Here is a 22,515-nt window from a genome sequence, read left to right on the forward strand (position 1 = left end):
GTCAGAAAGTTAAATAAAGGAGAAAAAATCATGCCAAAACAAAAAACACACCGCGCATCAGCTAAACGTTTCAAACGTACAGGTTCTGGTGGACTTAAACGTTTCCGTGCTTACACTTCTCACCGTTTCCACGGAAAAACTAAGAAACAACGTCGTCATCTTCGTAAAGCATCTATGGTGCATTCAGGAGATTACAAACGTATCAAAGCAATGCTTACTCGCTTGAAATAATAGCTTGACTGTAAGTAAACAATTCTAGGAAATATTTGGAGGAAATAAAACATGGCACGTGTTAAAGGTGGCGTTGTATCACGCAAACGTCGTAAACGTATTCTTAAATTAGCAAAAGGTTACTATGGAGCTAAACACATCTTGTTCCGTACTGCAAAAGAACAAGTAATGAACTCTTACTACTATGCATACCGTGACCGTCGTCAGAAAAAACGTGACTTCCGCAAATTGTGGATCACTCGTATCAATGCGGCAGCTCGTATGAACGGACTTTCATACTCACAATTGATGCATGGTTTGAAATTGGCTGAGATCGAAGTTAACCGTAAAATGCTTGCTGACTTGGCTGTTAACGATGCAGCAGCTTTCACAGCTCTTGCAGATGCAGCTAAAGCAAAGCTTGGTAAATAATAACAGATAAGACTGGAACAGGATTGTCCCAGTCTTTTTAAAAATAAAGGAGAAAATATGGCTTCAAAAATGCTACACACTTGCTTACGCGTAGAAAATCTTGAAAAATCAATTGCATTTTATCAAGATGCTTTTGGTTTTAAAGAATTGCGTCGCAGAGATTTTCCAGATCATGCCTTCACGATTGTCTATCTAGGACTTGAAGGTGACGACTATGAGTTGGAATTGACTTATAACTACGATCACGGTCCTTATGTGGTAGGAGATGGGTTTGCCCATATCGCCCTCAGTACACCTGATCTTGAAGCGCTTCATCAAGAGCACAGTGCAAAAGGATATGAAGTGACTGAGCCAAATGGTCTACCAGGAACTGCACCAAACTATTACTTTGTCAAAGACCCTGATGGCTACAAGGTAGAAATCATTCGTGAAAAATAATCTTGTGAAGTCAAGTAGAATCTTCGTTTTCTACTTGACTTTTTTTAGCTGAAAGAGTATACTAGTAAAAATTTAACCTTTAAGGGGAGTCCAGAGAGACTCACAAGGTGTCAGATAAAAGAATAGTACAATTTTCTAGAGGAGACTTTTTGAGTGTGCTCTCTTGTCTTGTACGATTTTAACTGAGGCCTTGCACTAGCAAGGTCTTTTCTTTGTCTGGACCCCTTAAAATTTAAGGAGGAAAAGTCATGAATCCCACATGTAAGAAACGTTTGGGTGCAATTCGTTTGGAAACCATGAAGGTGGTCGCACAAGAGGAAATCGCGCCAGCAATCTTTGAATTAGTCCTAGAAGGAGAAATGGTTGAAGCCATGCGAGCAGGCCAATTTCTTCATCTGCGTGTGCCTGATGACGCCCATCTTTTGCGTCGTCCTATTTCAATTTCGTCTATTGATAAGGTTAAGAAGCAGTGTCATCTCATTTACCGGATTGAGGGAGCTGGGACAGCTATTTTTTCAACCTTAACTCAGGGAGATACTCTTGATGTGATGGGGCCTCAGGGGAATGGTTTTGACTTGTCTGACCTAGATGAGCAGAGCCAGGTTCTCCTTGTTGGTGGGGGGATTGGTGTTCCGCCCTTGCTTGAAGTGGCCAAGGAATTGCATGCGCGTGGTGTGAAAGTAGTGACAGTCCTCGGTTTTGCTAATAAGGATGCTGTTATTTTAGAGGCGGAATTGGCCCAATATGGGCAGGTCTTTGTAACGACAGATGATGGTTCTTATGGTATCAAGGGAAATGTTTCCGTTGTTATCAAGGATTTAGACAATCAATTTGATGCTGTTTACTCATGTGGGGCTCCTGGAATGATGAAGTATATCAATCAAACCTTTTATGACCACCCAAGAGCCTATCTATCTCTGGAATCTCGTATGGCTTGTGGGATGGGGGCCTGCTATGCCTGTGTCCTAAAAGTGCCAGAAAGCGAGACGGTCAGCCAACGCGTCTGTGAAGATGGCCCTGTTTTCCGCACAGGAACAGTTGTATTATAAGGAGAAAATTATGACTAGAAATCGTTTACAAGTTTCTCTACCTGGTTTGGATTTGAAAAATCCCATTATTCCAGCATCAGGCTGTTTTGGTTTTGGCCAAGAGTATGCCAAGTACTATGATTTAGACCTTTTAGGTTCTATTATGATCAAGGCGACAACCCTTGAACCACGCTTTGGCAATCCAACTCCAAGGGTAGCAGAGACACCTGCTGGTATGCTCAATGCAATCGGTTTGCAAAATCCTGGTTTGGAAGTTGTTTTGGCTGAAAAGTTACCTTGGCTAGAAAGAGAGTATCCAAACCTTCCCATTATCGCCAATGTAGCTGGTTTTTCAAAACAAGAGTATGCAGCTGTTTCTCATGGGATTTCCAAGGCAGCTAATGTAAAGGCTATCGAGCTCAATATTTCTTGTCCCAATGTTGACCACTGTAATCACGGACTTTTGATTGGTCAAGGCCCAGATTTGGCTTATGATGTGGTGAAAGCAGCTGTGGAAGCCTCTGATGTGCCAGTTTATGTCAAACTAACCCCTAGTGTGACCGATATTGTCACTGTTGCAAAAGCTGCAGAAGATGCAGGGGCAAGTGGTTTAACCATGATCAATACTCTAGTTGGAATGCGCTTTGACCTCAAAACTAGAAAACCAATCTTGGCCAATGGAACAGGTGGAATGTCTGGTCCAGCAGTATTTCCAGTAGCCCTCAAACTCATCCGCCAAGTCGCCCAAACCACAGACCTGCCAATCATTGGAATGGGGGGAGTGGATTCAGCTGAAGCTGCCCTAGAAATGTATCTGTCTGGAGCATCTGCAATCGGAGTTGGAACAGCCAACTTTACCAATCCTTATGCCTGTCCTGATATCATCGAAAATTTACCAAAAGTCATGGACAAATACGGCATTAGCAGTCTAGAAAATCTACGCAAGGAAGTAAAAGAGTCTTTGAGGTAAACTGCAATCAATCTGTTATAAATTTTTTAATGATTAGTAAGTAAACAAGCTAAAAATCCTGATTTCAAGTCGAATCAGGATTTTTTCATGGATACAATTTTTTCGGGGTCTGGTGTGACACGGAGGGTCTTTTGTCCTGTGTAAGTGACAAAACCAGGTTTGCCACCAGTTGGTTTGTTGAGTTTCTTGACTTCAATCATATCTACCTGAACCAGATTTGACAGGCGACCTTGAGAGAAGTAGGCGGCTAGCTCTGCCGCGTCTGTTTTGACTTCATCAGATGGGTCAAGATTGCCTGAGATGACAACGTGGCTTCCAGGAATGTCCTTGGCATGGAACCAAAGTTCTTCCTTGCGGGCCATTTTAAAGGTTAGCTCCTCATTTTGCAGGTTATTGCGTCCGACATAGATGATGGTTTTGCCATCGCTGGCCAGATATTGTTCTGGTTTTTTGCGTTTCTGGATTTTTTCTCGCTGTCTTCTGCGGATAAAGCCGGTTTGGATCAATTCTTCACGGATTTCAGCGATTTCTTCTAGTCCAGCTTGGTTGAGGACGGTCTCGACACTTTCCAGATAGAGAATGGTTGCCTTGGTTTCTTCAATCAGATCAGTCAAGTATTTGACAGCTTCTTTGAGTTTCTGATAACGTTTGAAATAGCGTTGGGCATTCTGGTTGGGAGTCAAGGCCTTATCAAGCGCAATGGTGATAGGTTGGTTAGTATAGTAGTTGTCTAGGATAACCTGGTCTTGGTCGTTAGGCACTTGATGGAGGAAGGTTGTTAGCAATTCCCCTTTTTGGCGAAATTCCTCCGCATTGTCTGTTGCCAGCAACTCTTTTTCTTGTTTTTTCAGCTTATGACGATTTTTTTGAAGTTCATTTTCAACACGACGAATCAGTTCACTGGCTTGCTGTTTGACGCGGTCCCGTTCAGCCTTGTCCTTATAGTAGGTATCCAATAAATCAGAAAGATTAGTAAAAGGCTCTCCCACCTGATTAGTAAAAGGAACTGGACTGAAGGAAGTCTCTGTCAAGCAAGGCTTGGTTTCTTGATTGAAAAAGTTTCGGAAAGTGGACAGTTTATCACTAACTAGAATGTTTTCCAATTCATTTGCCGTGTCGCGTCCTAAACCTTGAAAGAGGTTTTGAAGATTTTTAGCTGTCGTTTCCTGTGTTTGCAGGATTTCAAAGAGTTTCTCGTCCTTGACCGTGAAAGGATTGAGCGAGTCCGTGCTTGGCGGAGCGATATAGGTCGATCCAGGCAACAAGGTGCGGTAGCTATTTTGTGAAAAGCCGACGTGTTTAATAACTTCGAGGATTTTATGACTGCTTTTATCAACCAGTAGAATGTTACTGTGTTTACCCATGATTTCGATAATCAAGGTAGCCTGAATATGGTCTCCAATCTCGTTTTTATTGGAAACTGTAATTTCCACAATACGATCATTTTCCACTTGCTCAATAGACTCAATCAGGGCCCCCTGCAAATACTTTCTCAAAACCATGATAAAGGTAGAAGGTTGGGCTGGATTTTCAAAAGTCGTTTGGGTCAGCTGAATGCGTCCAAAAACTGGATGGGCAGAAAGGAGCAGGCGATGACTTTGGCGATTGCTACGGATTTGCAAGACCAACTCTTGTTCAAAAGGCTGATTGATTTTCTGAATGCGACCATTCACTAACTCTCTTCGCAATTCCTCAACCATGTGGTGTAAAAAAAATCCGTCAAATGACATCGTTCTCTCCTTGTGATTGTATTCCATAGTATTATATCAAAAAGGTAGAATAAAATCATGGAAATGTGGTATAATAAAGCCAAGTAAAGAGAAACGAGAAGCACATGTATATTGAAATGGTAGATGAAACTGGTCAAGTTTCAAAAGAAATGTTGCAACAAACCCAAGAAATTTTGGAATTTGCAGCCCAAAAATTAGGAAAAGAAGACAAGGAGATGGCAGTTACCTTTGTTACTAATGAACGTAGTCATGAACTTAATCTTGAGTACCGTGACACAGATCGTCCGACAGATGTTATCAGCCTTGAGTATAAACCAGAATTGGAAATTGCCTTTGACGAAGAGGATTTACTTGAAAATCCAGAATTGGCAGAGATGATGTCTGAGTTTGATGCCTATATTGGGGAACTTTTCATCTCTATCGATAAGGCACATGAGCAGGCCGAGGAATATGGCCATAGCTTTGAGCGTGAGATGGGCTTCTTGGCAGTACACGGCTTTTTACATATCAACGGCTATGATCACTACACTCCGGAAGAAGAAGCGGAGATGTTCGGTTTACAAGAAGAAATTTTGACAGCCTATGGACTCACAAGACAATAAACGAAAATGGAAAAATCGTGACCTGATATCCAGTTTAGAATTTGCCCTCACAGGGATTTTTACTGCCATCAAGGAAGAACGCAATATGCGAAAACATGCAGTGACGGCTCTTGTAGTCATTCTTGCAGGTTTTGTTTTTCAGGTGTCACGAATCGAATGGCTCTTTCTCCTATTGAGCATTTTCTTGGTAGTAGCCTTTGAAATTATCAACTCTGCTATTGAAAATGTGGTGGATTTGGCCAGTCACTATCACTTTTCCATGCTGGCTAAAAATGCCAAGGATATGGCGGCTGGCGCGGTATTAGTGGTCTCTCTTTTCGCAGCCTTAACAGGCGCATTGATTTTTCTCCCACGAATCTGGGATTTATTATTTTAAACAGTAAGAGGAAATTATGACTTTTAAATCAGGCTTTGTAGCCATTTTAGGACGTCCCAACGTTGGGAAGTCAACCTTTTTAAACCACGTCATGGGGCAAAAGATTGCCATCATGAGTGACAAGGCGCAGACAACGCGCAACAAAATCATGGGAATTTACACGACTGATAAGGAGCAAATTGTCTTTATCGACACACCAGGGATTCACAAACCTAAAACTGCCCTTGGAGATTTCATGGTCGAATCCGCCTACAGCACCCTTCGTGAAGTGGATACTGTTCTTTTTATGGTGCCTGCTGATGAAGCGCGTGGTAAGGGAGATGATATGATTATCGAGCGCCTTAAGGCTGCCAAGGTTCCTGTGATTTTGGTGGTGAACAAGATTGATAAGGTTCATCCAGACCAGCTTTTGTCTCAGATTGATGATTTTCGTAATCAGATGGACTTTAAGGAAATCGTTCCAATCTCAGCTCTTCAAGGGAATAACGTCTCTCGTCTAGTGGATATTTTGAGTGAAAATCTGGACGAAGGTTTCCAATATTTCCCGTCTGATCAAATCACAGACCATCCAGAACGATTCTTGGTTTCGGAAATGGTTCGCGAGAAAGTCTTGCACCTAACTCGTGAAGAGATTCCGCATTCTGTTGCAGTTGTTGTGGATTCTATGAAACGAGATAAAGAGACAGACAAGGTTCACATTCGTGCAACTATCATGGTTGAGCGCGATAGTCAGAAAGGAATTATCATCGGTAAAGGTGGCGCTATGCTTAAGAAAATTGGTAGCATGGCCCGTCGTGATATTGAACTCATGCTAGGAGACAAGGTCTTTTTAGAAACCTGGGTCAAGGTCAAGAAAAACTGGCGCGATAAAAAGCTAGATTTGGCTGACTTTGGCTATAATGAAAAAGAATACTAAGTAGAGGTGGGCTCATGCCTGCTTCTTGTTTTTACAGAAGGAGGACTTATGCCTGAATTACCTGAGGTTGAAACCATTCGACGTGGCTTGGAAAAATTGATTTTGGGAAAGAAGATTTCGAGTATAGAAATTCGCTATCCCAAGATGATTAAGACGGATTTGGACGAATTTCAAAAGGAAGTGCCTGGTCAGATTATTGAGTCAATGGAACGTCGGGGCAAGTATTTGCTTTTTTACCTGACAGACAAGGTCTTGATTTCCCATTTGCGGATGGAGGGCAAGTATTTTTACTATCCGGACCAGGTTCCTGAACGCAAGCATGCCCATGTTTTCTTCCAATTTGAGGATGGTGGCACGCTTGTTTATGAGGATGTTCGCAAGTTTGGTACTATGGAACTCTTGGCTCCTGACCTTTTAGATGCCTACTTTATTTCTAAAAAATTAGGTCCTGAACCAAGCAAACAAGACTTTGATTTACAGGTCTTTCAAGCTGCCCTTGCCAAGTCCAAAAAGCCTATCAAATCCCATCTCCTAGACCAGACCTTGGTAGCTGGACTTGGCAATATCTATGTGGATGAGGTTCTCTGGCGAGCTCAGGTTCATCCAGCTAGACCTTCCCAGACCTTGACAGCAGAAGAAGCGACTGCCATTCATGACCAGACCATTGCTGTTTTGAGTCAGGCTGTTGAAAAAGGCGGCTCCACCATTCGGACCTATACCAATGCCTTTGGGGAAGATGGAACTATGCAAGATTTTCATCAGGTCTATGACAAGGCTGGTCAAGAATGTTCGCGTTGCGGCACCATCATTGAGAAAATCCAACTAGGCGGACGAGGCACCCACTTTTGTCCAAACTGTCAAAGGAGGGACTGATGGGAAAAATCATTGGAATCACAGGAGGAATTGCCTCTGGTAAGTCAACCGTGACAAATTTTCTAAGAAAGCAAGGCTTTCAAGTGGTGGATGCCGACGCGGTTGTCCACCAACTACAGAGACCTGGTGGTCGTCTGTTTGAGGCTCTAGTACAGCATTTTGGGCAAGAAATCATCCTTGAAAACGGAGAACTTAATCGCCCTCTCCTTGCTAGTCTTATCTTTTCAAATACTGAAGAACAGGAATGGTCTAAGCAAATCCAAGGAGAGATTATTCGTGAAGAGTTGGCTACTTTGAGAGACCAGTTGGCTCAGACAGGAGAGATTTTTTTCATGGATATTCCCCTGCTTTTTGAGCAGGACTACAGCGCTTGGTTTGATGAGACTTGGTTGGTCTATGTGGACCGAGATGTCCAAGTAGAACGCTTAATGAAAAGGGACCACTTGTCCAAAGATGAAGCTGAATCTCGTCTGGCAGCCCAGTGGCCTTTAGAAAAAAAGAAAGATTTAGCCAGCCATATTCTTGACAACAATGGCAATCAGGACCAGCTTCTCACTCAGGTGCGTATCCTCCTCGAGGGAGGTAAGCAAGATGACAGAAATTAACTGGAAAGATAATCTGCGCATTGCCTGGTTTGGTAATTTTCTGACAGGAGCCAGTATTTCTTTGGTTGTGCCTTTTATGCCCATCTTTGTGGAAAATCTGGGTGTAAGAAGTAATCAAGCTGCTTTTTATGCAGGTGTAGCTATTTCTGTCTCTGCCATTTCTGCGGCACTTTTCTCTCCTATCTGGGGCATCCTTGCTGATAAATACGGTCGAAAACCCATGATGATTCGTGCTGGTCTGGCCATGACTATCACTATGGGAGGCTTGGCCTTTGTGCCAAATATTTATTGGCTAATCTTTCTTCGTTTATTAAACGGTGTATTTGCAGGATTTGTTCCTAATGCAACTGCTTTGATAGCTAGTCAGGTTCCCAAGGAAAAATCAGGCTCTGCCTTAGGTACTTTGTCTACAGGCGTAGTTGCAGGTACTCTAACTGGTCCCTTTATTGGTGGCTTTATCGCAGAATTATTTGGCATTCGTACTGTCTTTTTACTGGTTGGTAGTTTTCTATTTTTAGCTGCTATTTTGACTATTTGCTTTATCAAGGAAGATTTTCAACCAGTAGCCAAGGAAAAGGTCATTCCAACAAAGGAATTGTTTACATCAGTTAAATATCCCTATCTCTTGGTTAACCTCTTTTTGACCAGTTTTGTCATCCAATTTTCAGCCCAATCAATCGGTCCTATCTTAGCTCTGTATGTGCGCGACTTAGGCCAGACAGAGAATCTTCTTTTTGTCTCTGGTTTGATTGTATCCAGTATGGGCTTTTCCAGCATGATGAGTGCAGGTATTATGGGCAAGCTAGGTGACAAAGTGGGCAATCATCGTCTCTTGGTTGTCGCTCAGTTTTATTCAGTCATCATCTATCTCCTCTGTGCTAATGCCTCTAGCCCCCTTCAACTAGGACTCTATCGTTTCCTCTTTGGATTGGGAACCGGTGCCCTGATTCCCGGAGTTAATGCCCTTCTCAGCAAGATGACGCCCAAAGCTGGTATTTCGAGGGTCTTTGCCTTTAATCAGGTATTCTTTTATCTGGGCGGTGTCGTTGGTCCCATGGCAGGTTCTGCAGTAGCAGGTCAATTTGGCTACCATGCAGTCTTTTATGCGACAAGCCTTTGTGTTGCCTTTAGTTGTCTCTTTAACCTGCTTCAATTTCGAACATTATTAAAAGTAAAGGAAATCTAGTGCGAGTAAAAATTAATCTCAAATGCTCCTCTTGTGGCAGTATCAATTACCTAACTAGTAAAAATTCAAAAACCCATCCAGACAAGATCGAGGTTTTAAAGTATTGTCCCAAGGAAAGAAAAGTAACCCTACATCTTGAATCTAAGTAGATTTTATGGTAAAATAATAGGGATTTTAAGGAGTTTGATATGTATAACCTATTATTAACCATTTTATTAGTATTATCTGTTGTGATTGTGATTGCGATTTTCATGCAACCAACCAAAAACCAATCCAGCAATGTATTTGATGCCAGCTCAGGTGATTTGTTTGAACGCAGTAAAGCACGCGGTTTTGAAGCTGTAATGCAGCGTTTGACAGGGATTTTAGTCTTTTTCTGGCTAGCCATTGCCTTAGCATTGACGGTATTATCAAGTAGATAAGAAAATAATGGGCAGGACTAGGTCTTTGCCTCTTTTTATTTTTAAAGGATGTTTGAGAAGGTTTTACAGTAAAAGAAAATTAAAAAATCTAGAAAGAAAATATGAAAGATAGAATAAAAGAATATTTGAAAGATAAGGGAAAGGTAACGGTCAATGACTTGGCTCAGGCTTTGGGAAAAGACGGTTCCAAGGATTTTCGTGAGTTGATTAAAACCTTGTCCCTAATGGAAAGAAAGCACCAGATACGCTTTGAGGAAGATGGCAGTCTGACCTTGGAAGTCAAGAAAAAACACGAGATTACTCTCAAGGGGATTTTTCATGCTCATAAAAATGGCTTTGGCTTTGTTAGTCTGGAAGACGAGGAGGACGACCTTTTTGTAGGAAAAAACGATGTCAACTATGCTATTGATGGTGATACCGTTGAGGTCGTCATCAAGAAAGTCGCTGACCGCAATAAGGGAACAGCAGCCGAAGCCAAAATTATTGATATCTTAGAACACAGTTTGACAACTGTTGTTGGCCAAATCGTTTTAGATCAGGAAAAGCCTAAGTATGCTGGCTACATTCGTTCAAAAAATCAGAAAATCAGTCAACCAATCTATGTTAAGAAACCAGCCCTAAAACTAGAGGGAACAGAAGTTCTTAAGGTCTTTATCGACAAATACCCAAGCAAGAAACATGATTTCTTTGTCGCTAGTGTCCTCGATGTGGTAGGGCATTCAACGGATGTCGGAATCGATGTTCTTGAGGTTTTGGAGTCTATGGACATTGTCTCAGAATTTCCAGAGGCTGTTGTCAAGGAGGCAGAAAGTGTGCCTGATGCTCCATCACAAAAGGATATGGAAGGTCGTCTGGACTTGAGAGATGAGATTACCTTCACCATTGATGGCGCGGATGCCAAGGACTTGGACGATGCGGTGCATATTAAGGCCTTGAAAAATGGAAATCTGGAGCTTGGTGTTCACATCGCAGATGTTTCCTACTATGTGACCGAGGGTTCTGCCCTGGACAAGGAAGCCCTTAACCGCGCGACTTCAGTCTATGTAACAGACCGAGTGGTTCCAATGCTTCCAGAACGACTGTCAAATGGTATCTGCTCCCTCAATCCCCAAGTTGACCGCCTGACCCAGTCTGCCATTATGGAGATTGATAAACATGGTCGTGTGATCAATTACACCATTACACAAACGGTTATCAAGACAAGCTTCAGGATGACCTACAGTGATGTCAATGATATCCTAGCTGGTGACGAGGAAAAGAGACAAGAATATCAGAAAATTGTTCCAAGTATCGAACTCATGGCCAAGCTTCATGACACTTTAGAAAACATGCGAGTGAAACGCGGAGCCCTCAATTTTGATACCAATGAAGCCAAGATTTTAGTGGATAAACAAGGTAAGCCTGTTGATATCGTTCTTCGTCAGCGTGGTGTTGCCGAGCGCATGATTGAGTCCTTCATGTTGATGGCCAACGAAACAGTGGCTGAGCATTTTAGCAAGCTGGATTTGCCTTTTATCTATCGAATTCACGAGGAGCCTAAGGCTGAAAAGATTCAGAAGTTTATTGATTATGCTTCGAGTTTTGGCTTGCGCATTTATGGGACTGCCAGTGAGATTAGCCAGGATGCCCTCCAAGACATCATGCGTACTGTTGAGGGAGAACCTTATGCAGATGTATTGTCCATGATGCTTCTGCGCTCCATGCAGCAGGCTCGCTATTCGGAGCACAATCACGGCCACTATGGACTAGCTGCTGACTATTATACTCACTTTACCAGTCCGATTCGTCGTTATCCAGACCTTCTTGTTCACCGTATGATTCGTGATTACGGCCGTTCTAAGGAAATAGCAGAGCATTTTGAGCAAGTGATTCCAGAGATTGCGACCCAGTCTTCCAACCGTGAACGTCGTGCCATTGAGGCTGAGCGTGAAGTCGAAGCCATGAAAAAGGCTGAGTTCATGGAAGAATACGTGGGTGAAGAGTACGATGCGGTTGTGTCAAGTATTGTCAAGTTTGGTCTCTTTGTCGAATTGCCAAACACAGTTGAAGGCTTGATTCACATCACTAATCTACCTGAATTTTATCATTTCAATGAGCGTGATTTGACCCTGCGTGGGGAGAAATCAGGTATAACATTCCGTGTAGGACAACAGATTCGCATTCGAGTTGAAAGAGCGGATAAGATGACTGGTGAAATCGACTTCTCTTATATTCCAAGTGAGTTTGATGTGATTGAAAAAGGCTTGAAACAGTCTAATCGTAGTGACAGAGGGCGTGGTTCCAGTCGTCGTTCAGATAAGAAGGAAGACAAGAGAAAATCAGGACGCTCAAATGATAAGCGCAAGCATTTACAAAAAGACAAGAAGAAAAAAGGAAAGAAACCTTTTTACAAGGAAGTAGCTAAGAAAGGAGCCAAGCATGGCAAAGGGCGAGGGAAAGGTCGTCGCACAAAATAAAAAGGCGCGCCACGACTATACAATCGTAGATACGCTAGAGGCAGGAATGATCCTGACTGGAACTGAAATCAAGAGTGTGCGAGCTGCTCGAATCAATCTCAAGGACGGCTTTGCCCAAGTAAAAAATGGGGAAGTCTGGCTGAGCAATGTTCATATCGCGCCATACGAAGAGGGCAATATCTGGAACCAGGAACCAGAACGTCGTCGAAAACTCCTGCTCCATAAGAAGCAAATACAAAAGTTGGAACAAGAGACCAAAGGGACAGGAATGACGCTGGTTCCCCTTAAGGTCTATATTAAAGATGGTTATGCCAAGCTCCTTTTAGGCCTAGCTAAAGGGAAGCATGACTACGACAAACGAGAGTCAATCAAGCAACGTGAACAAAACCGTGACATCGCGCGTGTTATGAAAGCTGTTAATCAGCGATAAAAAGAGGAATTGGAAATGGAAAAATTAGTTGCCTATAAACGTATGCCCTTGTGGAATAAAGAAACCATGCCAGAGGCGGTTCAGCAAAAGCACAATACCAAGATTGGGACTTGGGGCAAGATTACTGTTGTAAAAGGAGCCCTCAAGTTTATTGAATTGACCGAAGAAGGAGAAGTTCTAGCTGAACACCTCTTTGAAGCAGGAGCAGACAATCCAATGGCGCAACCTCAAGCATGGCACCGAGTGGAGGCTGTAACAGACGATGTAGAATGGTATTTGGAATTTTATTGTAAACCTGTGGATTATTTCCTTAAGAAATACAATACTAATCCTGTTCATTCAGAGGTCCTAGAGGCTATGCAGACAGTAAAACCAGGGAAAGCCTTGGATTTGGGCTGTGGTCAGGGGCGTAATTCCCTCTTTCTAGCCCAGCAAGGTTTTGATGTGACAGCTGTGGATCAAAATGAACTGGCCCTTGAAATCTTGCAAAGCATTGTGGAGCAGGAAGATTTGGATATGCCTGTTGGTCTTTATGATATCAATTCAGCCAGCATTGGGCAAGCTTATGATTTCATCGTATCGACAGTTGTTTTGATGTTTTTGCAAGCAGACCGCATTCCTGAAATTATCAAAAATATGCAGGAGAAAACCACTGTTGGTGGCTATAATCTTATTGTCTGTGCCATGGACACGGAGGATTATCCTTGCTCAGTGAACTTCCCATTCACATTTAAAGAGGGAGAATTGGCTGAATACTACAAGGATTGGGAGTTGGTCAAGTACAATGAAAATCCTGGTCATCTTCACCGTCGCGATAAGAATGGCAATCGCATTCAACTACGCTTTGCGACCATGCTAGCTAAGAAAATCAAGTAAACACACATGAAGATTAGGAAATTTCCTGATCTTTTTTCTTTTTTACGAATAATATAGAAAAGGAGGGAAATCATGTTTGTTGCGAGAAATGCTAGGGGACAATTGGTAAATGTGCTAGAGGATAAGCTCGAGAAGCAAGCATACACCTGCCCAGCTTGTGGAGGTCAGCTCCGTTTGCGGCAAGGACCAAGTGTCCGAACCCATTTTGCCCATAAATCTTTAAAAGACTGTGATTTTTCATTTGAAAATGAAAGCCCAGAACACTTGGCAAATAAGGAAGTCCTCTATAACTGGTTGAAAACAGAGGCTGAGGTGCAATTAGAATACCCGTTTCCAGAACTTAAACAGATTGCGGATGTATTTGTAAATGGCAATCTAGTTCTAGAAGTTCAGTGTAGTCCCTTGCCTCAAAAAATTCTTAAGGAGCGTAGTGAGGGTTATCGTAGTCAGGGTTACCAAGTACTGTGGTTGCTGGGAGAAAAACTTTGGCTCAAGGAGCGGTTGACTCGTCTACAAGAAGGTTTTCTCTATTTCAGTCAAAACATGGGATTTTATGTTTGGGAAGTAGACAAGGGAAAACAGGTTTTAAGGCTTAAATATCTCATCCACCAAGATCTCCGTGGCAAACTCCATTATCAGATTAAGGAATTTCCCTATGGTCACGGTAGTCTACTGGAGATATTACGTTTTCCCTATAAGAAACAAAAAATATCTCATTTTACAGTTTTTCAAGATAAGGACATCTGTCGCTATATCTGGCAACAACTGTATTATCAAAATCCCATTTGGATGAAAGAACAAGCAGAAGCCTATCAAAAGGGAGAGAATATCCTGACTTATGAGCTAAAAGCATGGTATCCCCAAATTAGACCACTAGTGGGCAAATTTTTCCAGATTGAACAAGACTTGAATAGCTATTATCAGCATTTTTACACCTATTATCAAGAAAATCCTCAAAATGATTGGCAAAAGCTTTATCCACCAGCCTTTTATCAGCAATATTTCTTGAAAAATATGGTAGAATAGAAAGGATGGAGGAATCTAATGGTATTACAAAGAAATGAAATAAATGAAAAAGATACATGGGATCTATCAACGATCTATCCAACTGATCAGGCTTGGGAAGAAGCCTTAAAAGATTTAACAGAACAATTGGAGACAGTAGCCCAGTATGAAGGCCATCTCCTAGATAGTGCGGATAGCCTACTCGAAATCACTGAATTTTCTCTTGAGATGGAACGCCAGATGGAGAAGCTTTACGTTTATGCTCATATGAAGAACGATCAGGACACGCGTGAAGCCAAGTACCAAGAGTACTATGCCAAGGCCATGACTCTCTATAGCCAGCTAGACCAAGCCTTTTCATTCTATGAGCCTGAATTTATGGAAATTAGCGAAAAGCAGTATGCTGACTTTTTAGAAGCTCAACCAAAATTGCAGGTTTATCAACACTATTTTGACAAGCTTTTACAAGGCAAGGATCACGTTCTTTCACAACGCGAAGAAGAATTATTGGCTGGCGCTGGAGAAATCTTTGGTTCGGCAAGTGAAACCTTCGCTATCTTGGACAATGCGGATATTGTTTTCCCTTATGTTCTTGACGATGATGGTAAGGAAGTGCAGCTCTCTCATGGAACTTACACACGTTTGATGGAGTCTAAAAATCGTGAGGTGCGCCGTGGTGCCTATCAAGCCCTTTATGCGACTTACGAACAATTCCAACATACTTATGCCAAAACCTTGCAAACCAATGTTAAGGTGCAAAACTACCGAGCAAAAGTTCGCAACTATAAGAGTGCTCGTCATGCAGCCCTAGCGGCGAATTTTGTTCCAGAGAGTGTTTATGACAATTTGGTAGCAGCAGTTCGCAAGCATTTGCCCCTCTTGCATCGTTACCTTGAGCTTCGTTCAAAGATTTTGGGGATTTCAGACCTCAAGATGTACGATGTCTACACACCGCTTTCATCTGTTGAATACAGTTTTACCTACCAAGAAGCCTTGAAAAAGGCAGAAGATGCCTTGGCAGTCTTGGGTGAGGATTACTTGAGCCGTGTTAAACGTGCCTTCAGTGAGCGTTGGATTGATGTTTACGAAAATCAAGGCAAGCGTTCAGGTGCCTATTCTGGTGGTTCTTACGATACCAATGCCTTTATGCTCCTCAACTGGCAGGACAATCTAGACAATCTTTTTACACTTGTTCATGAAACAGGACACAGTATGCATTCAAGCTATACGCGTGAAACTCAGCCTTATGTTTACGGAGATTATTCTATCTTCTTGGCTGAAATTGCCTCAACTACCAATGAAAATATCTTGACGGAGAAATTATTGGAAGAAGTGGAAGACGACGCAACGCGCTTTGCTATTCTCAATAACTTCCTAGATGGTTTCCGTGGAACAGTTTTCCGCCAAACTCAATTTGCCGAGTTTGAACACGCTATTCACCAAGCGGATCAAAATGGGGAAGTCTTGACAAGCGATTTCCTAAATAAACTCTACGCAAACTTGAACCAAGAGTATTATGGTTTGAGTAAGGAAGACAATCCTGAAATCCAATACGAGTGGGCCCGCATCCCACACTTCTACTATAACTATTATGTATATCAATATTCAACAGGCTTTGCGGCCGCCTCAGCCCTGGCTGAAAAAATTGTCCATGGTAGTCAAGAAGACCGTGAGCGCTATATCGACTACCTCAAGGCAGGTAAATCTGACTATCCACTTAATGTCATGAGAAAAGCTGGTGTTGATATGGAGAAGGAAGACTATCTCAACGATGCCTTTGCAGTCTTTGAACGTCGTTTGAATGAGTTTGAAGCCCTTGTTGAAAAATTGGGATTGGCATAAGATGGTTGAATCGTATAGTAAAAATGCTAACCATAACATGCGTCGTCCTGTTGTCAAAGAAGAAATTGTTGACTTGATGCGCCAGCGTCAAAAGCAAATCACAGGATCCCTGAAAGAATTGGAAGACTTTGCTCGTAAGGAAAATATTCCCATCATCCCCCATGAAACGGTAGCTTATTTCCGTTTTCTCATGGAAACTATGCAACCTAAAAATATTCTGGAAATTGGGACGGCTATCGGTTTTTCAGCCCTCTTGATGGCGGAACATGCTCCAAAGTCCAAAATTACAACCATTGACCGCAATCCAGAAATGATTGGTTTTGCCAAGGAAAATTTTGCCCAGTTTGACAGTCGTAAGCAAATCACGCTTTTAGAAGGAGATGCGGTAGATGTCTTATCTACCTTGACAGAGTCTTATGATTTTGTCTTTATGGATTCTGCTAAGTCTAAATACATCGTCTTTCTGCCAGAGATCCTCAAACACTTGGAAGTTGGTGGAGTGGTTGTCTTGGATGATATTTTCCAAGGTGGTGATGTTGCCAAGGATATCATGGAAGTTCGTCGAGGTCAGCGAACCATTTACAGAGGACTTCAAAGACTGTTTGATGCAACCTTAGACAATCCAGGACTCACAGCAACATTAGTACCTCTGGGGGACGGAATTCTCATGCTTCGTAAAAATGTAGCAGATGTTCAACTGCCTGAAAGCGAATGATTTTCAGAAAAATTTAAGAAAATATAGTAAAATAGATAGGGTAACACTTATCTCAAAGGAGTAGACATGAAGAAAAAACTATTGGCAGGTGCCATTACACTATTATCAGTAGCAACTTTAGCAGCTTGTTCGAAAGGTTCAGAAGGAGCAGACCTTATCAGCATGAAAGGAGATGTTATCACTGAACATCAGTTTTATGAGCAAGTGAAAAGTAATCCTTCAGCCCAACAAGTCTTGTTGAACTTGACCATCCAAAAAGTATTTGAGAAACAATACGGTTCAGAAGTAGATGAAAAAGAAGTCAACGACACTATTGCAGAAGAAGAAAAACAATATGGTGAGAACTACCAACGTGTCTTGTCACAAGCAGGAATGACCCTTGAAACACGTAAAGCTCAAATTCGTACAAGTAAATTAGTTGAGTTGGCAGTTAAAAAAGCAGCAGAAGCTGAATTGACAGATGATGCTTATAAGAAGGCCTTTGACGAGTACACTCCAGATGTAACGGCTCAAATCATCCGTTTGGACAATGAAGACAAGGCCAAAGAAATTCTTGAAAAAGCCAAAGCTAGTGATGCAGACTTTGCTCAATTAGCCAAAGATAATTCAACAGATGAGAAAACGAAAGCGAATGGTGGAGAAATCACCTTTGATTCTGCTTCAACAGAAGTACCAGAACAAGTTAAAAAAGCTGCTTTTGCTTTAGATGTAAATGGTGTTTCTGATGTCATCACAGCCACTGGCACACAAGCCTACAGCAGCCAATATTACATTGTAAAAGTCACTAAGAAAACAGAAAAATCATCTAATATCGATAACTACAAAGAAAAATTAAAAACTGTTATCTTGACTCAAAAACAAAATGATTCAACATTTGTTCAAAGTATTATCGGAAAAGAATTGCAAGCAGCCAATATCAAGGTTAAAGACCAAGCCTTCCAAAATATCTTTACCCAATATATCGGTGGTGGAGATTCAAGCTCAAGCAGTTCATCAAAAGAATAAAACAGAAAAGGGCCAAGTGCTCTTTTTCTTATGACAAAAATGGTCTATCTGATGGATAAGAGTTTTTTTCTTTCGGAAAAAATGGTATAATAGCAATCAAAACTAGAAAACAAACGGAATTTGGGAAGCAATTGTGTTGTTCTCATTAGATTGGTGATACTATGAAGATTAGTAAGAGGCACCTATTAAACTATTCTATTCTAGTTCCTTACTTACTGTTATCTATTTTGGGCTTGATTGTGGTTTATTCGACAACCAGTGCTATTTTAATTCAAGAAGGCCAAAGTGCACTGCAATTGGTCCGAAGTCAGGGACTATTTTGGATATTTAGTTTGATACTGATTGCCTTGATATATAAGTTGAAACTGAATTTTTTAAGAAACGAACGTCTTTTATTTATCGTTATGTTCGTTGAGCTGATTCTATTAGCTTTGGCTCGTTTGATTGGTATTCCGGTCAATGGAGCCTATGGCTGGATTTCAGTAGGACCTTTGACTATTCAGCCAGCCGAATATTTGAAAATTATTATTATTTGGTATTTAGCAAACAGATTTTCCAAACAACAAGAGGATATCGCTATTTATGACTTCCAAGTTTTGACACAAAATCAGTGGCTTCCTCGTGCTTTTAATGATTGGCGTTTTGTCCTCTTTGTACTGATTGGCAGCCTTGCTATTTTCCCAGATTTGGGGAATGCTACTATTCTAGCATTGGTAGCTTTGATTATGTATACAGTTAGTGGAATCGCTTATAGATGGTTTCTTGCTTTTTTTGGAATTTTAGTTGGAATTTCTGCCTTATCCTTATCACTTATTTCTTTTATAGGAGTTGATAAGTTTTCAAAAGTTCCAGTATTTGGATATGTAGCCAAGCGTTTCAGTGCTTATTTTAATCCCTTTGCTGATTTGGCAGGAGCAGGCCACCAACTTGCAAATTCCTACTTTGCCATGGTCAATGGTGGTTGGTTTGGTCTAGGTTTAGGAAATTCAATCGAAAAACGTGGCTATCTACCAGAAGCCCATACAGACTTTGTATTTTCAATTGTCATTGAAGAGTTTGGATTTGTGGGTGCCAGCTTGATTTTAGCACTTGTCTTTTTCCTCATTTTGCGAATTATCCTAGTAGGAATTCGTGCTAAGAATCCCTTTAATTCCATGATGGCGATTGGAGTTGGGGGGATGATGTTGGTACAGGTCTTTGTTAATATCGGTGGAATTTCTGGTATTATTCCTTCAACAGGGGTTACCTTCCCCTTCTTATCGCAAGGAGGGAACAGTCTCCTAGTCTTATCTGTAGCCATCGCCTTTGTCTTAAATATTGATGCAAGTGAAAAACGTGCCCAATTGTATGAGGAGTTAGAAGCTCACTCATCAAACTATATGTAGAGCTGATAGTGGAAAGGATTGCCTATGTCTCTTCAAAAATTAGAAAACTATAGTAATAAAGCTGTCGTGCAAGAAGAAGTATTGATTTTAACAGAATTGTTAGAAGATATTACTAAAAATATGCTTGCTCCAGAAACTTTTGAAAAAATCATGCAGTTGAAGGAATTATCAACTCAAGAAGATTATCAAGGCTTGAACCAATTGGTTACTAGCCTTACAAATGATGAAATGGCTTATATTTCACGCTATTTCTCTATCTTGCCTCTCTTGATTAATATTTCAGAAGACGTGGATTTGGCCTATGAAATCAACCATCAAAATAATATAGATCAAGATTATCTTGGTAAATTATCAGCAACGATTAAAATGGTTGCAGAAAAAGAAAATGCGGTTGAAATTTTAGAACATTTGAATGTTGTCCCTGTTTTGACAGCCCATCCAACACAAGTGCAACGTAAGAGTATGCTGGATTTGACTAACCATATCCACACCCTCTTGCGTAAGTACCGTGATGTGAAATTAGGCTTGATTAATAAGGAAAAATGGCATAATGATCTCCGTCGTTACATTGAGATTATCATGCAGACAGACATGATTCGTGAAAAGAAATTGAAAGTTACCAATGAAATCACGAATGTTATGGAATACTACAATAGTTCATTCCTGAAAGCTGTTCCTCATTTGACTGCTGAGTACAAGCGCCTGGCTAAAAAACATGGCTTGGAGTTGAAACATCCTAAACCAATTACCATGGGAATGTGGATTGGTGGAGACCGTGATGGGAATCCCTTTGTTACAGCAGATACCTTGAAACAATCTGCCATGACTCAGTGTGAAGTCATCATGAACTACTATGATGAAAAGATTTACCAACTTTATCGTGAATTCTCTCTCTCAACAAGTATTGTCAATGTCAGCAAGCAAGTCAGAGAAATGGCTCGCCAATCCAAGGATAACTCAATCTACCGTGAAAAAGAGCTTTACCGCCGTGCCTTGTTTGATATTCAATCAAAAATCCAAGCGACAAAAGCTTATCTGATTGAAGATAAGGAAGTTGGGGCTCGCTATGAAACGGCCAATGATTTTTATAAGGACTTAATTACCATTCGTGATTCCCTCTTGGAAAATAAGGGTGAAGCACTGATTTCTGGTGATTTTGTTGAGTTGATCCAGGCAGTTGAAATTTTTGGTTTCTATTTGGCATCTATTGACATGCGCCAAGATTCTAGTGTTCATGAGGCCTGCGTAGCTGAACTTTTGAAATCAGCAGGAATTCATTCGCGTTATAGCGAACTAAGTGAAGAAGAAAAATGCCAGCTTCTCTTGAAAGAATTAGAAGAAGATCCACGTATTCTTTCTGCCACTCACGTTGAAAAATCAGAGTTACTTGAAAAAGAATTGGCCATCTTTAAAGCTGCTCGTAAGTTGAAAGATAAGTTGGGTGATGATGTTATTCGTCAAACCATTATTTCACATGCAACCAGCGTATCAGATATGTTGGAATTGGCTATCTTGCTAAAAGAAGTAGGGTTAGTTGATAAAGAAAGAGCCCGTGTCCAAATCGTTCCTCTCTTTGAAACAATTGAGGACTTGGACCACTCAGAAGAAACTATGAGAGAATACCTTTCTCTTCCTCTTGCTAAGAAATGGATTGCTTCACGTAATAACTACCAAGAAATCATGCTTGGTTACTCTGATAGTAATAAAGATGGTGGCTACCTATCATCATGTTGGACCCTCTACAAGGCTCAACAACAATTGACTGCTATTGGAGATGAATTTGGCGTTAAGGTTACCTTCTTCCATGGCCGTGGTGGGACTGTCGGTCGTGGTGGTGGACCAACCTATGAAGCCATCACCTCCCAACCGCTCAAGTCAATCAAGGATCGTATCCGTTTGACGGAGCAGGGTGAAGTAATTGGCAATAAATACGGTAATAAAGATGCGGCCTACTATAATCTTGAAATGCTAGTATCTGCAGCCATTAACCGTATGATTACGCAGAAGAAGAGCGATACCAATACATCAAATCGTTATGAAGCCATTATGGACCAAGTAGTGGACCGTAGTTATGATATCTACCGTGATTTAGTCTTTGGTAATGACCATTTCTATGATTATTTCTTCGAGTCAAGTCCAATCAAGGCTATTTCAAGCTTTAATATTGGTTCTCGTCCAGCAGCTCGTAAGACGATTACTGAAATCGGTGGTTTGCGTGCCATCCCTTGGGTATTCTCATGGTCACAGAGTCGTGTTATGTTCCCTGGATGGTACGGGGTTGGTTCAAGCTTCAAGGAATTTATTGATAAAAATCCAGAGAATATTGCTATTTTACGAGATATGTACCAAAATTGGCCTTTCTTCCAATCGCTTCTTTCAAATGTTGATATGGTTTTGTCAAAATCAAATATGAATATTGCTTTTGAATATGCTAAACTTTGTGAAGACGAGCAAGTTAAGGCCATCTATGAGACTATTTTAAATGAATGGCAAGTTACTAAGAACGTTATCTTGGCTATTGAAGGACATGACGAACTCTTAGCTGACAATCCATATCTAAAAGCTAGTCTGGATTACCGTATGCCTTACTTTAATATTCTCAACTATATTCAGTTAGAGTTGATTAAACGCCAACGTCGTGGAGAATTGTCCAGTGATCAAGAACGATTGATTCATATCACCATCAACGGAATTGCGACAGGCTTGCGTAATTCAGGCTAATCATTTTCAAAAGTGAAGATCAAAAAAATTCTCAAAGAGTCTTGACAAGTAGTTTAAAAATGATATAATTTAACCATTCAGAAAAGTAATCATACAAACTTTTTAGAGAGTCTGTGGTAGCTGAAAACAGATAAGTGGTGATGATGAAAATTGGGCTGAATGTTATTTAGAATTTGAAATCATAAAAATTCGGTGAGCACACCTTACAGTGCATCTCGTTATTGCGAGACAGAGCGATAGGGAAATTCCCTATAATTGAGGTGGTACCGCGCATCGACGTCCTCACACAAGT

Annotated in this window: 23 protein-coding genes and 1 other annotated feature; of the genes, 22 read left to right on the forward strand and 1 reads right to left on the reverse strand. The window is 41.2% G+C overall.

Going from position 1 to position 22,515, the window contains the following annotated elements; translation table 11 throughout:
- Positions 1 to 30 precede the first annotated feature (30 nt).
- The 5 genes from rpmI (at position 31) to SMSK564_RS05105 (ending at position 3,078) form a co-directional block, all read left to right on the forward strand.
- A complete protein-coding gene (gene rpmI / locus SMSK564_RS05085; protein WP_001125943.1) occupies positions 31 to 231 on the forward strand; it encodes a 50S ribosomal protein L35 in 201 nt (66 codons plus the stop codon).
- 51 nt (positions 232 to 282) lie between these two features.
- On the forward strand, positions 283 to 642 hold the full coding sequence (gene rplT, locus SMSK564_RS05090) for a 50S ribosomal protein L20 (RefSeq protein ID WP_000124834.1): 360 nt from the start codon (positions 283 to 285) through the stop codon (positions 640 to 642).
- Between the two features lie 57 nt (positions 643 to 699).
- Complete coding sequence (gene gloA / locus SMSK564_RS05095) at positions 700 to 1,080, forward strand: lactoylglutathione lyase (RefSeq protein ID WP_000157152.1); 381 nt, start codon at positions 700 to 702, stop codon at positions 1,078 to 1,080.
- 248 nt (positions 1,081 to 1,328) lie between these two features.
- Positions 1,329 to 2,129, forward strand: a complete 801-nt coding sequence (locus SMSK564_RS05100; RefSeq protein ID WP_001070085.1) for a dihydroorotate dehydrogenase electron transfer subunit — start codon at positions 1,329 to 1,331, stop codon at positions 2,127 to 2,129.
- Positions 2,092 to 3,078 carry a dihydroorotate dehydrogenase gene (locus tag SMSK564_RS05105; RefSeq protein ID WP_176602629.1) on the forward strand — a complete coding sequence of 329 codons (987 nt, stop codon included), beginning with the start codon at positions 2,092 to 2,094 and terminating at the stop codon, positions 3,076 to 3,078. The genes SMSK564_RS05100 and SMSK564_RS05105 overlap by 38 nt, the downstream gene beginning before the upstream one ends.
- Before the next feature lie 74 nt (positions 3,079 to 3,152).
- Here the strand turns inward: SMSK564_RS05105 and pavA are convergent, their stop codons facing one another.
- Positions 3,153 to 4,808 (reverse strand): Rqc2 family fibronectin-binding protein PavA, encoded by a 1,656-nt coding sequence (gene pavA, locus SMSK564_RS05110; protein ID WP_000006743.1) that lies wholly within the window; start codon positions 4,806 to 4,808, stop codon positions 3,153 to 3,155.
- Positions 4,809 to 4,912: 104 nt separating this feature from the next.
- On the opposite strand from pavA, the gene ybeY reads away from it, so the two are divergent.
- From ybeY to ppc, 17 genes are all read left to right on the forward strand, one after another.
- Positions 4,913 to 5,410: an rRNA maturation RNase YbeY gene (gene ybeY, locus SMSK564_RS05115; protein ID WP_000275156.1), complete on the forward strand. Its 498-nt coding sequence runs from the start codon at positions 4,913 to 4,915 to the stop codon at positions 5,408 to 5,410.
- Positions 5,391 to 5,786: a diacylglycerol kinase family protein gene (locus SMSK564_RS05120; protein WP_000378166.1), complete on the forward strand. Its 396-nt coding sequence runs from the start codon at positions 5,391 to 5,393 to the stop codon at positions 5,784 to 5,786. The genes ybeY and SMSK564_RS05120 overlap by 20 nt, the downstream gene beginning before the upstream one ends.
- A gap of 16 nt (positions 5,787 to 5,802) precedes the next feature.
- On the forward strand, positions 5,803 to 6,702 hold the full coding sequence (gene era / locus SMSK564_RS05125) for a GTPase Era (RefSeq protein WP_000143267.1): 900 nt from the start codon (positions 5,803 to 5,805) through the stop codon (positions 6,700 to 6,702).
- 48 nt (positions 6,703 to 6,750) lie between these two features.
- Positions 6,751 to 7,575 (forward strand): DNA-formamidopyrimidine glycosylase, encoded by an 825-nt coding sequence (gene mutM, locus SMSK564_RS05130; protein ID WP_001114504.1) that lies wholly within the window; start codon positions 6,751 to 6,753, stop codon positions 7,573 to 7,575.
- Positions 7,575 to 8,180: a dephospho-CoA kinase gene (coaE, locus tag SMSK564_RS05135; RefSeq protein ID WP_000516182.1), complete on the forward strand. Its 606-nt coding sequence runs from the start codon at positions 7,575 to 7,577 to the stop codon at positions 8,178 to 8,180. Before mutM ends, coaE begins: the two co-directional genes overlap by 1 nt.
- A complete protein-coding gene (locus SMSK564_RS05140; protein ID WP_000136153.1) occupies positions 8,167 to 9,366 on the forward strand; it encodes a multidrug efflux MFS transporter PmrA in 1,200 nt (399 codons plus the stop codon). The genes coaE and SMSK564_RS05140 overlap by 14 nt, the downstream gene beginning before the upstream one ends.
- On the forward strand, positions 9,366 to 9,515 hold the full coding sequence (gene rpmG / locus SMSK564_RS05145; RefSeq protein WP_001809104.1) for a 50S ribosomal protein L33: 150 nt from the start codon (positions 9,366 to 9,368) through the stop codon (positions 9,513 to 9,515). Before SMSK564_RS05140 ends, rpmG begins: the two co-directional genes overlap by 1 nt.
- 39 nt (positions 9,516 to 9,554) lie before the next feature.
- Positions 9,555 to 9,788: a preprotein translocase subunit SecG gene (secG, locus tag SMSK564_RS05150; RefSeq protein WP_000282517.1), complete on the forward strand. Its 234-nt coding sequence runs from the start codon at positions 9,555 to 9,557 to the stop codon at positions 9,786 to 9,788.
- A gap of 101 nt (positions 9,789 to 9,889) precedes the next feature.
- Entirely contained in the window at positions 9,890 to 12,244 is a 2,355-nt protein-coding gene (gene rnr, locus SMSK564_RS05155; RefSeq protein WP_000654868.1) for a ribonuclease R, read from the forward strand.
- Entirely contained in the window at positions 12,207 to 12,674 is a 468-nt protein-coding gene (gene smpB / locus SMSK564_RS05160; RefSeq protein ID WP_001051745.1) for an SsrA-binding protein SmpB, read from the forward strand. Before rnr ends, smpB begins: the two co-directional genes overlap by 38 nt.
- A 15-nt stretch (positions 12,675 to 12,689) precedes the next feature.
- A complete protein-coding gene (tehB, locus tag SMSK564_RS05165; RefSeq protein WP_000413752.1) occupies positions 12,690 to 13,550 on the forward strand; it encodes an SAM-dependent methyltransferase TehB in 861 nt (286 codons plus the stop codon).
- 72 nt (positions 13,551 to 13,622) lie between these two features.
- Positions 13,623 to 14,576: a competence protein CoiA gene (locus SMSK564_RS05170; protein ID WP_000495925.1), complete on the forward strand. Its 954-nt coding sequence runs from the start codon at positions 13,623 to 13,625 to the stop codon at positions 14,574 to 14,576.
- 18 nt (positions 14,577 to 14,594) lie between these two features.
- Positions 14,595 to 16,397, forward strand: a complete 1,803-nt coding sequence (gene pepF, locus SMSK564_RS05175; protein ID WP_000244150.1) for an oligoendopeptidase F — start codon at positions 14,595 to 14,597, stop codon at positions 16,395 to 16,397.
- Between the two features lies 1 nt (position 16,398).
- The gene (locus tag SMSK564_RS05180; RefSeq protein WP_029690293.1) at positions 16,399 to 17,112 is read left to right on the forward strand and encodes an O-methyltransferase; all 714 of its coding nucleotides are present in this window, start codon (positions 16,399 to 16,401) and stop codon (positions 17,110 to 17,112) included.
- A 66-nt stretch (positions 17,113 to 17,178) separates the two neighbouring features.
- Positions 17,179 to 18,117: a peptidylprolyl isomerase PrsA gene (gene prsA / locus SMSK564_RS05185; RefSeq protein WP_000727948.1), complete on the forward strand. Its 939-nt coding sequence runs from the start codon at positions 17,179 to 17,181 to the stop codon at positions 18,115 to 18,117.
- 161 nt (positions 18,118 to 18,278) lie between these two features.
- Entirely contained in the window at positions 18,279 to 19,502 is a 1,224-nt protein-coding gene (gene ftsW / locus SMSK564_RS05190) for a cell division peptidoglycan polymerase FtsW (protein WP_000703375.1), read from the forward strand.
- Positions 19,503 to 19,526: 24 nt separating this feature from the next.
- Complete coding sequence (gene ppc, locus SMSK564_RS05195) at positions 19,527 to 22,223, forward strand: phosphoenolpyruvate carboxylase (RefSeq protein ID WP_000058176.1); 2,697 nt, start codon at positions 19,527 to 19,529, stop codon at positions 22,221 to 22,223.
- A gap of 69 nt (positions 22,224 to 22,292) precedes the next feature.
- Positions 22,293 to 22,510, forward strand: a binding site (T-box leader).
- The last annotated feature ends 5 nt before the right edge of the window (positions 22,511 to 22,515 follow it).

The organism is Streptococcus mitis SK564 (assembly GCF_000148525.1).
In the GTDB taxonomy this organism is placed as follows: domain Bacteria; phylum Bacillota; class Bacilli; order Lactobacillales; family Streptococcaceae; genus Streptococcus; species Streptococcus mitis_H.

Excerpts from the sequence above, each read along its gene's own strand:
- pavA (WP_000006743.1), bottom strand. The coding sequence starts at position 4,808 with ATGTCATTTGACGGATTTTTTTTACACCACATGGTTGAGGAATTGCGA.
- SMSK564_RS05100 (WP_001070085.1), top strand. The coding sequence starts at position 1,329 with ATGAATCCCACATGTAAGAAACGTTTGGGTGCAATTCGTTTGGAAACC.
- coaE (WP_000516182.1), top strand. The coding sequence starts at position 7,575 with ATGGGAAAAATCATTGGAATCACAGGAGGAATTGCCTCTGGTAAGTCA.
- mutM (WP_001114504.1), top strand. The coding sequence starts at position 6,751 with ATGCCTGAATTACCTGAGGTTGAAACCATTCGACGTGGCTTGGAAAAA.
- tehB (WP_000413752.1), top strand. The coding sequence starts at position 12,690 with ATGGAAAAATTAGTTGCCTATAAACGTATGCCCTTGTGGAATAAAGAA.
- secG (WP_000282517.1), top strand. The coding sequence starts at position 9,555 with ATGTATAACCTATTATTAACCATTTTATTAGTATTATCTGTTGTGATT.
- ftsW (WP_000703375.1), top strand. The coding sequence starts at position 18,279 with ATGAAGATTAGTAAGAGGCACCTATTAAACTATTCTATTCTAGTTCCT.
- pepF (WP_000244150.1), top strand. The coding sequence starts at position 14,595 with ATGGTATTACAAAGAAATGAAATAAATGAAAAAGATACATGGGATCTA.
- smpB (WP_001051745.1), top strand. The coding sequence starts at position 12,207 with ATGGCAAAGGGCGAGGGAAAGGTCGTCGCACAAAATAAAAAGGCGCGC.
- era (WP_000143267.1), top strand. The coding sequence starts at position 5,803 with ATGACTTTTAAATCAGGCTTTGTAGCCATTTTAGGACGTCCCAACGTT.
- ybeY (WP_000275156.1), top strand. The coding sequence starts at position 4,913 with ATGTATATTGAAATGGTAGATGAAACTGGTCAAGTTTCAAAAGAAATG.
- SMSK564_RS05120 (WP_000378166.1), top strand. The coding sequence starts at position 5,391 with ATGGACTCACAAGACAATAAACGAAAATGGAAAAATCGTGACCTGATA.
- prsA (WP_000727948.1), top strand. The coding sequence starts at position 17,179 with ATGAAGAAAAAACTATTGGCAGGTGCCATTACACTATTATCAGTAGCA.
- SMSK564_RS05180 (WP_029690293.1), top strand. The coding sequence starts at position 16,399 with ATGGTTGAATCGTATAGTAAAAATGCTAACCATAACATGCGTCGTCCT.
- rnr (WP_000654868.1), top strand. The coding sequence starts at position 9,890 with ATGAAAGATAGAATAAAAGAATATTTGAAAGATAAGGGAAAGGTAACG.
- ppc (WP_000058176.1), top strand. The coding sequence starts at position 19,527 with ATGTCTCTTCAAAAATTAGAAAACTATAGTAATAAAGCTGTCGTGCAA.
- rpmI (WP_001125943.1), top strand. The coding sequence starts at position 31 with ATGCCAAAACAAAAAACACACCGCGCATCAGCTAAACGTTTCAAACGT.
- SMSK564_RS05170 (WP_000495925.1), top strand. The coding sequence starts at position 13,623 with ATGTTTGTTGCGAGAAATGCTAGGGGACAATTGGTAAATGTGCTAGAG.
- SMSK564_RS05140 (WP_000136153.1), top strand. The coding sequence starts at position 8,167 with ATGACAGAAATTAACTGGAAAGATAATCTGCGCATTGCCTGGTTTGGT.
- rplT (WP_000124834.1), top strand. The coding sequence starts at position 283 with ATGGCACGTGTTAAAGGTGGCGTTGTATCACGCAAACGTCGTAAACGT.
- gloA (WP_000157152.1), top strand. The coding sequence starts at position 700 with ATGGCTTCAAAAATGCTACACACTTGCTTACGCGTAGAAAATCTTGAA.
- SMSK564_RS05105 (WP_176602629.1), top strand. The coding sequence starts at position 2,092 with ATGGCCCTGTTTTCCGCACAGGAACAGTTGTATTATAAGGAGAAAATT.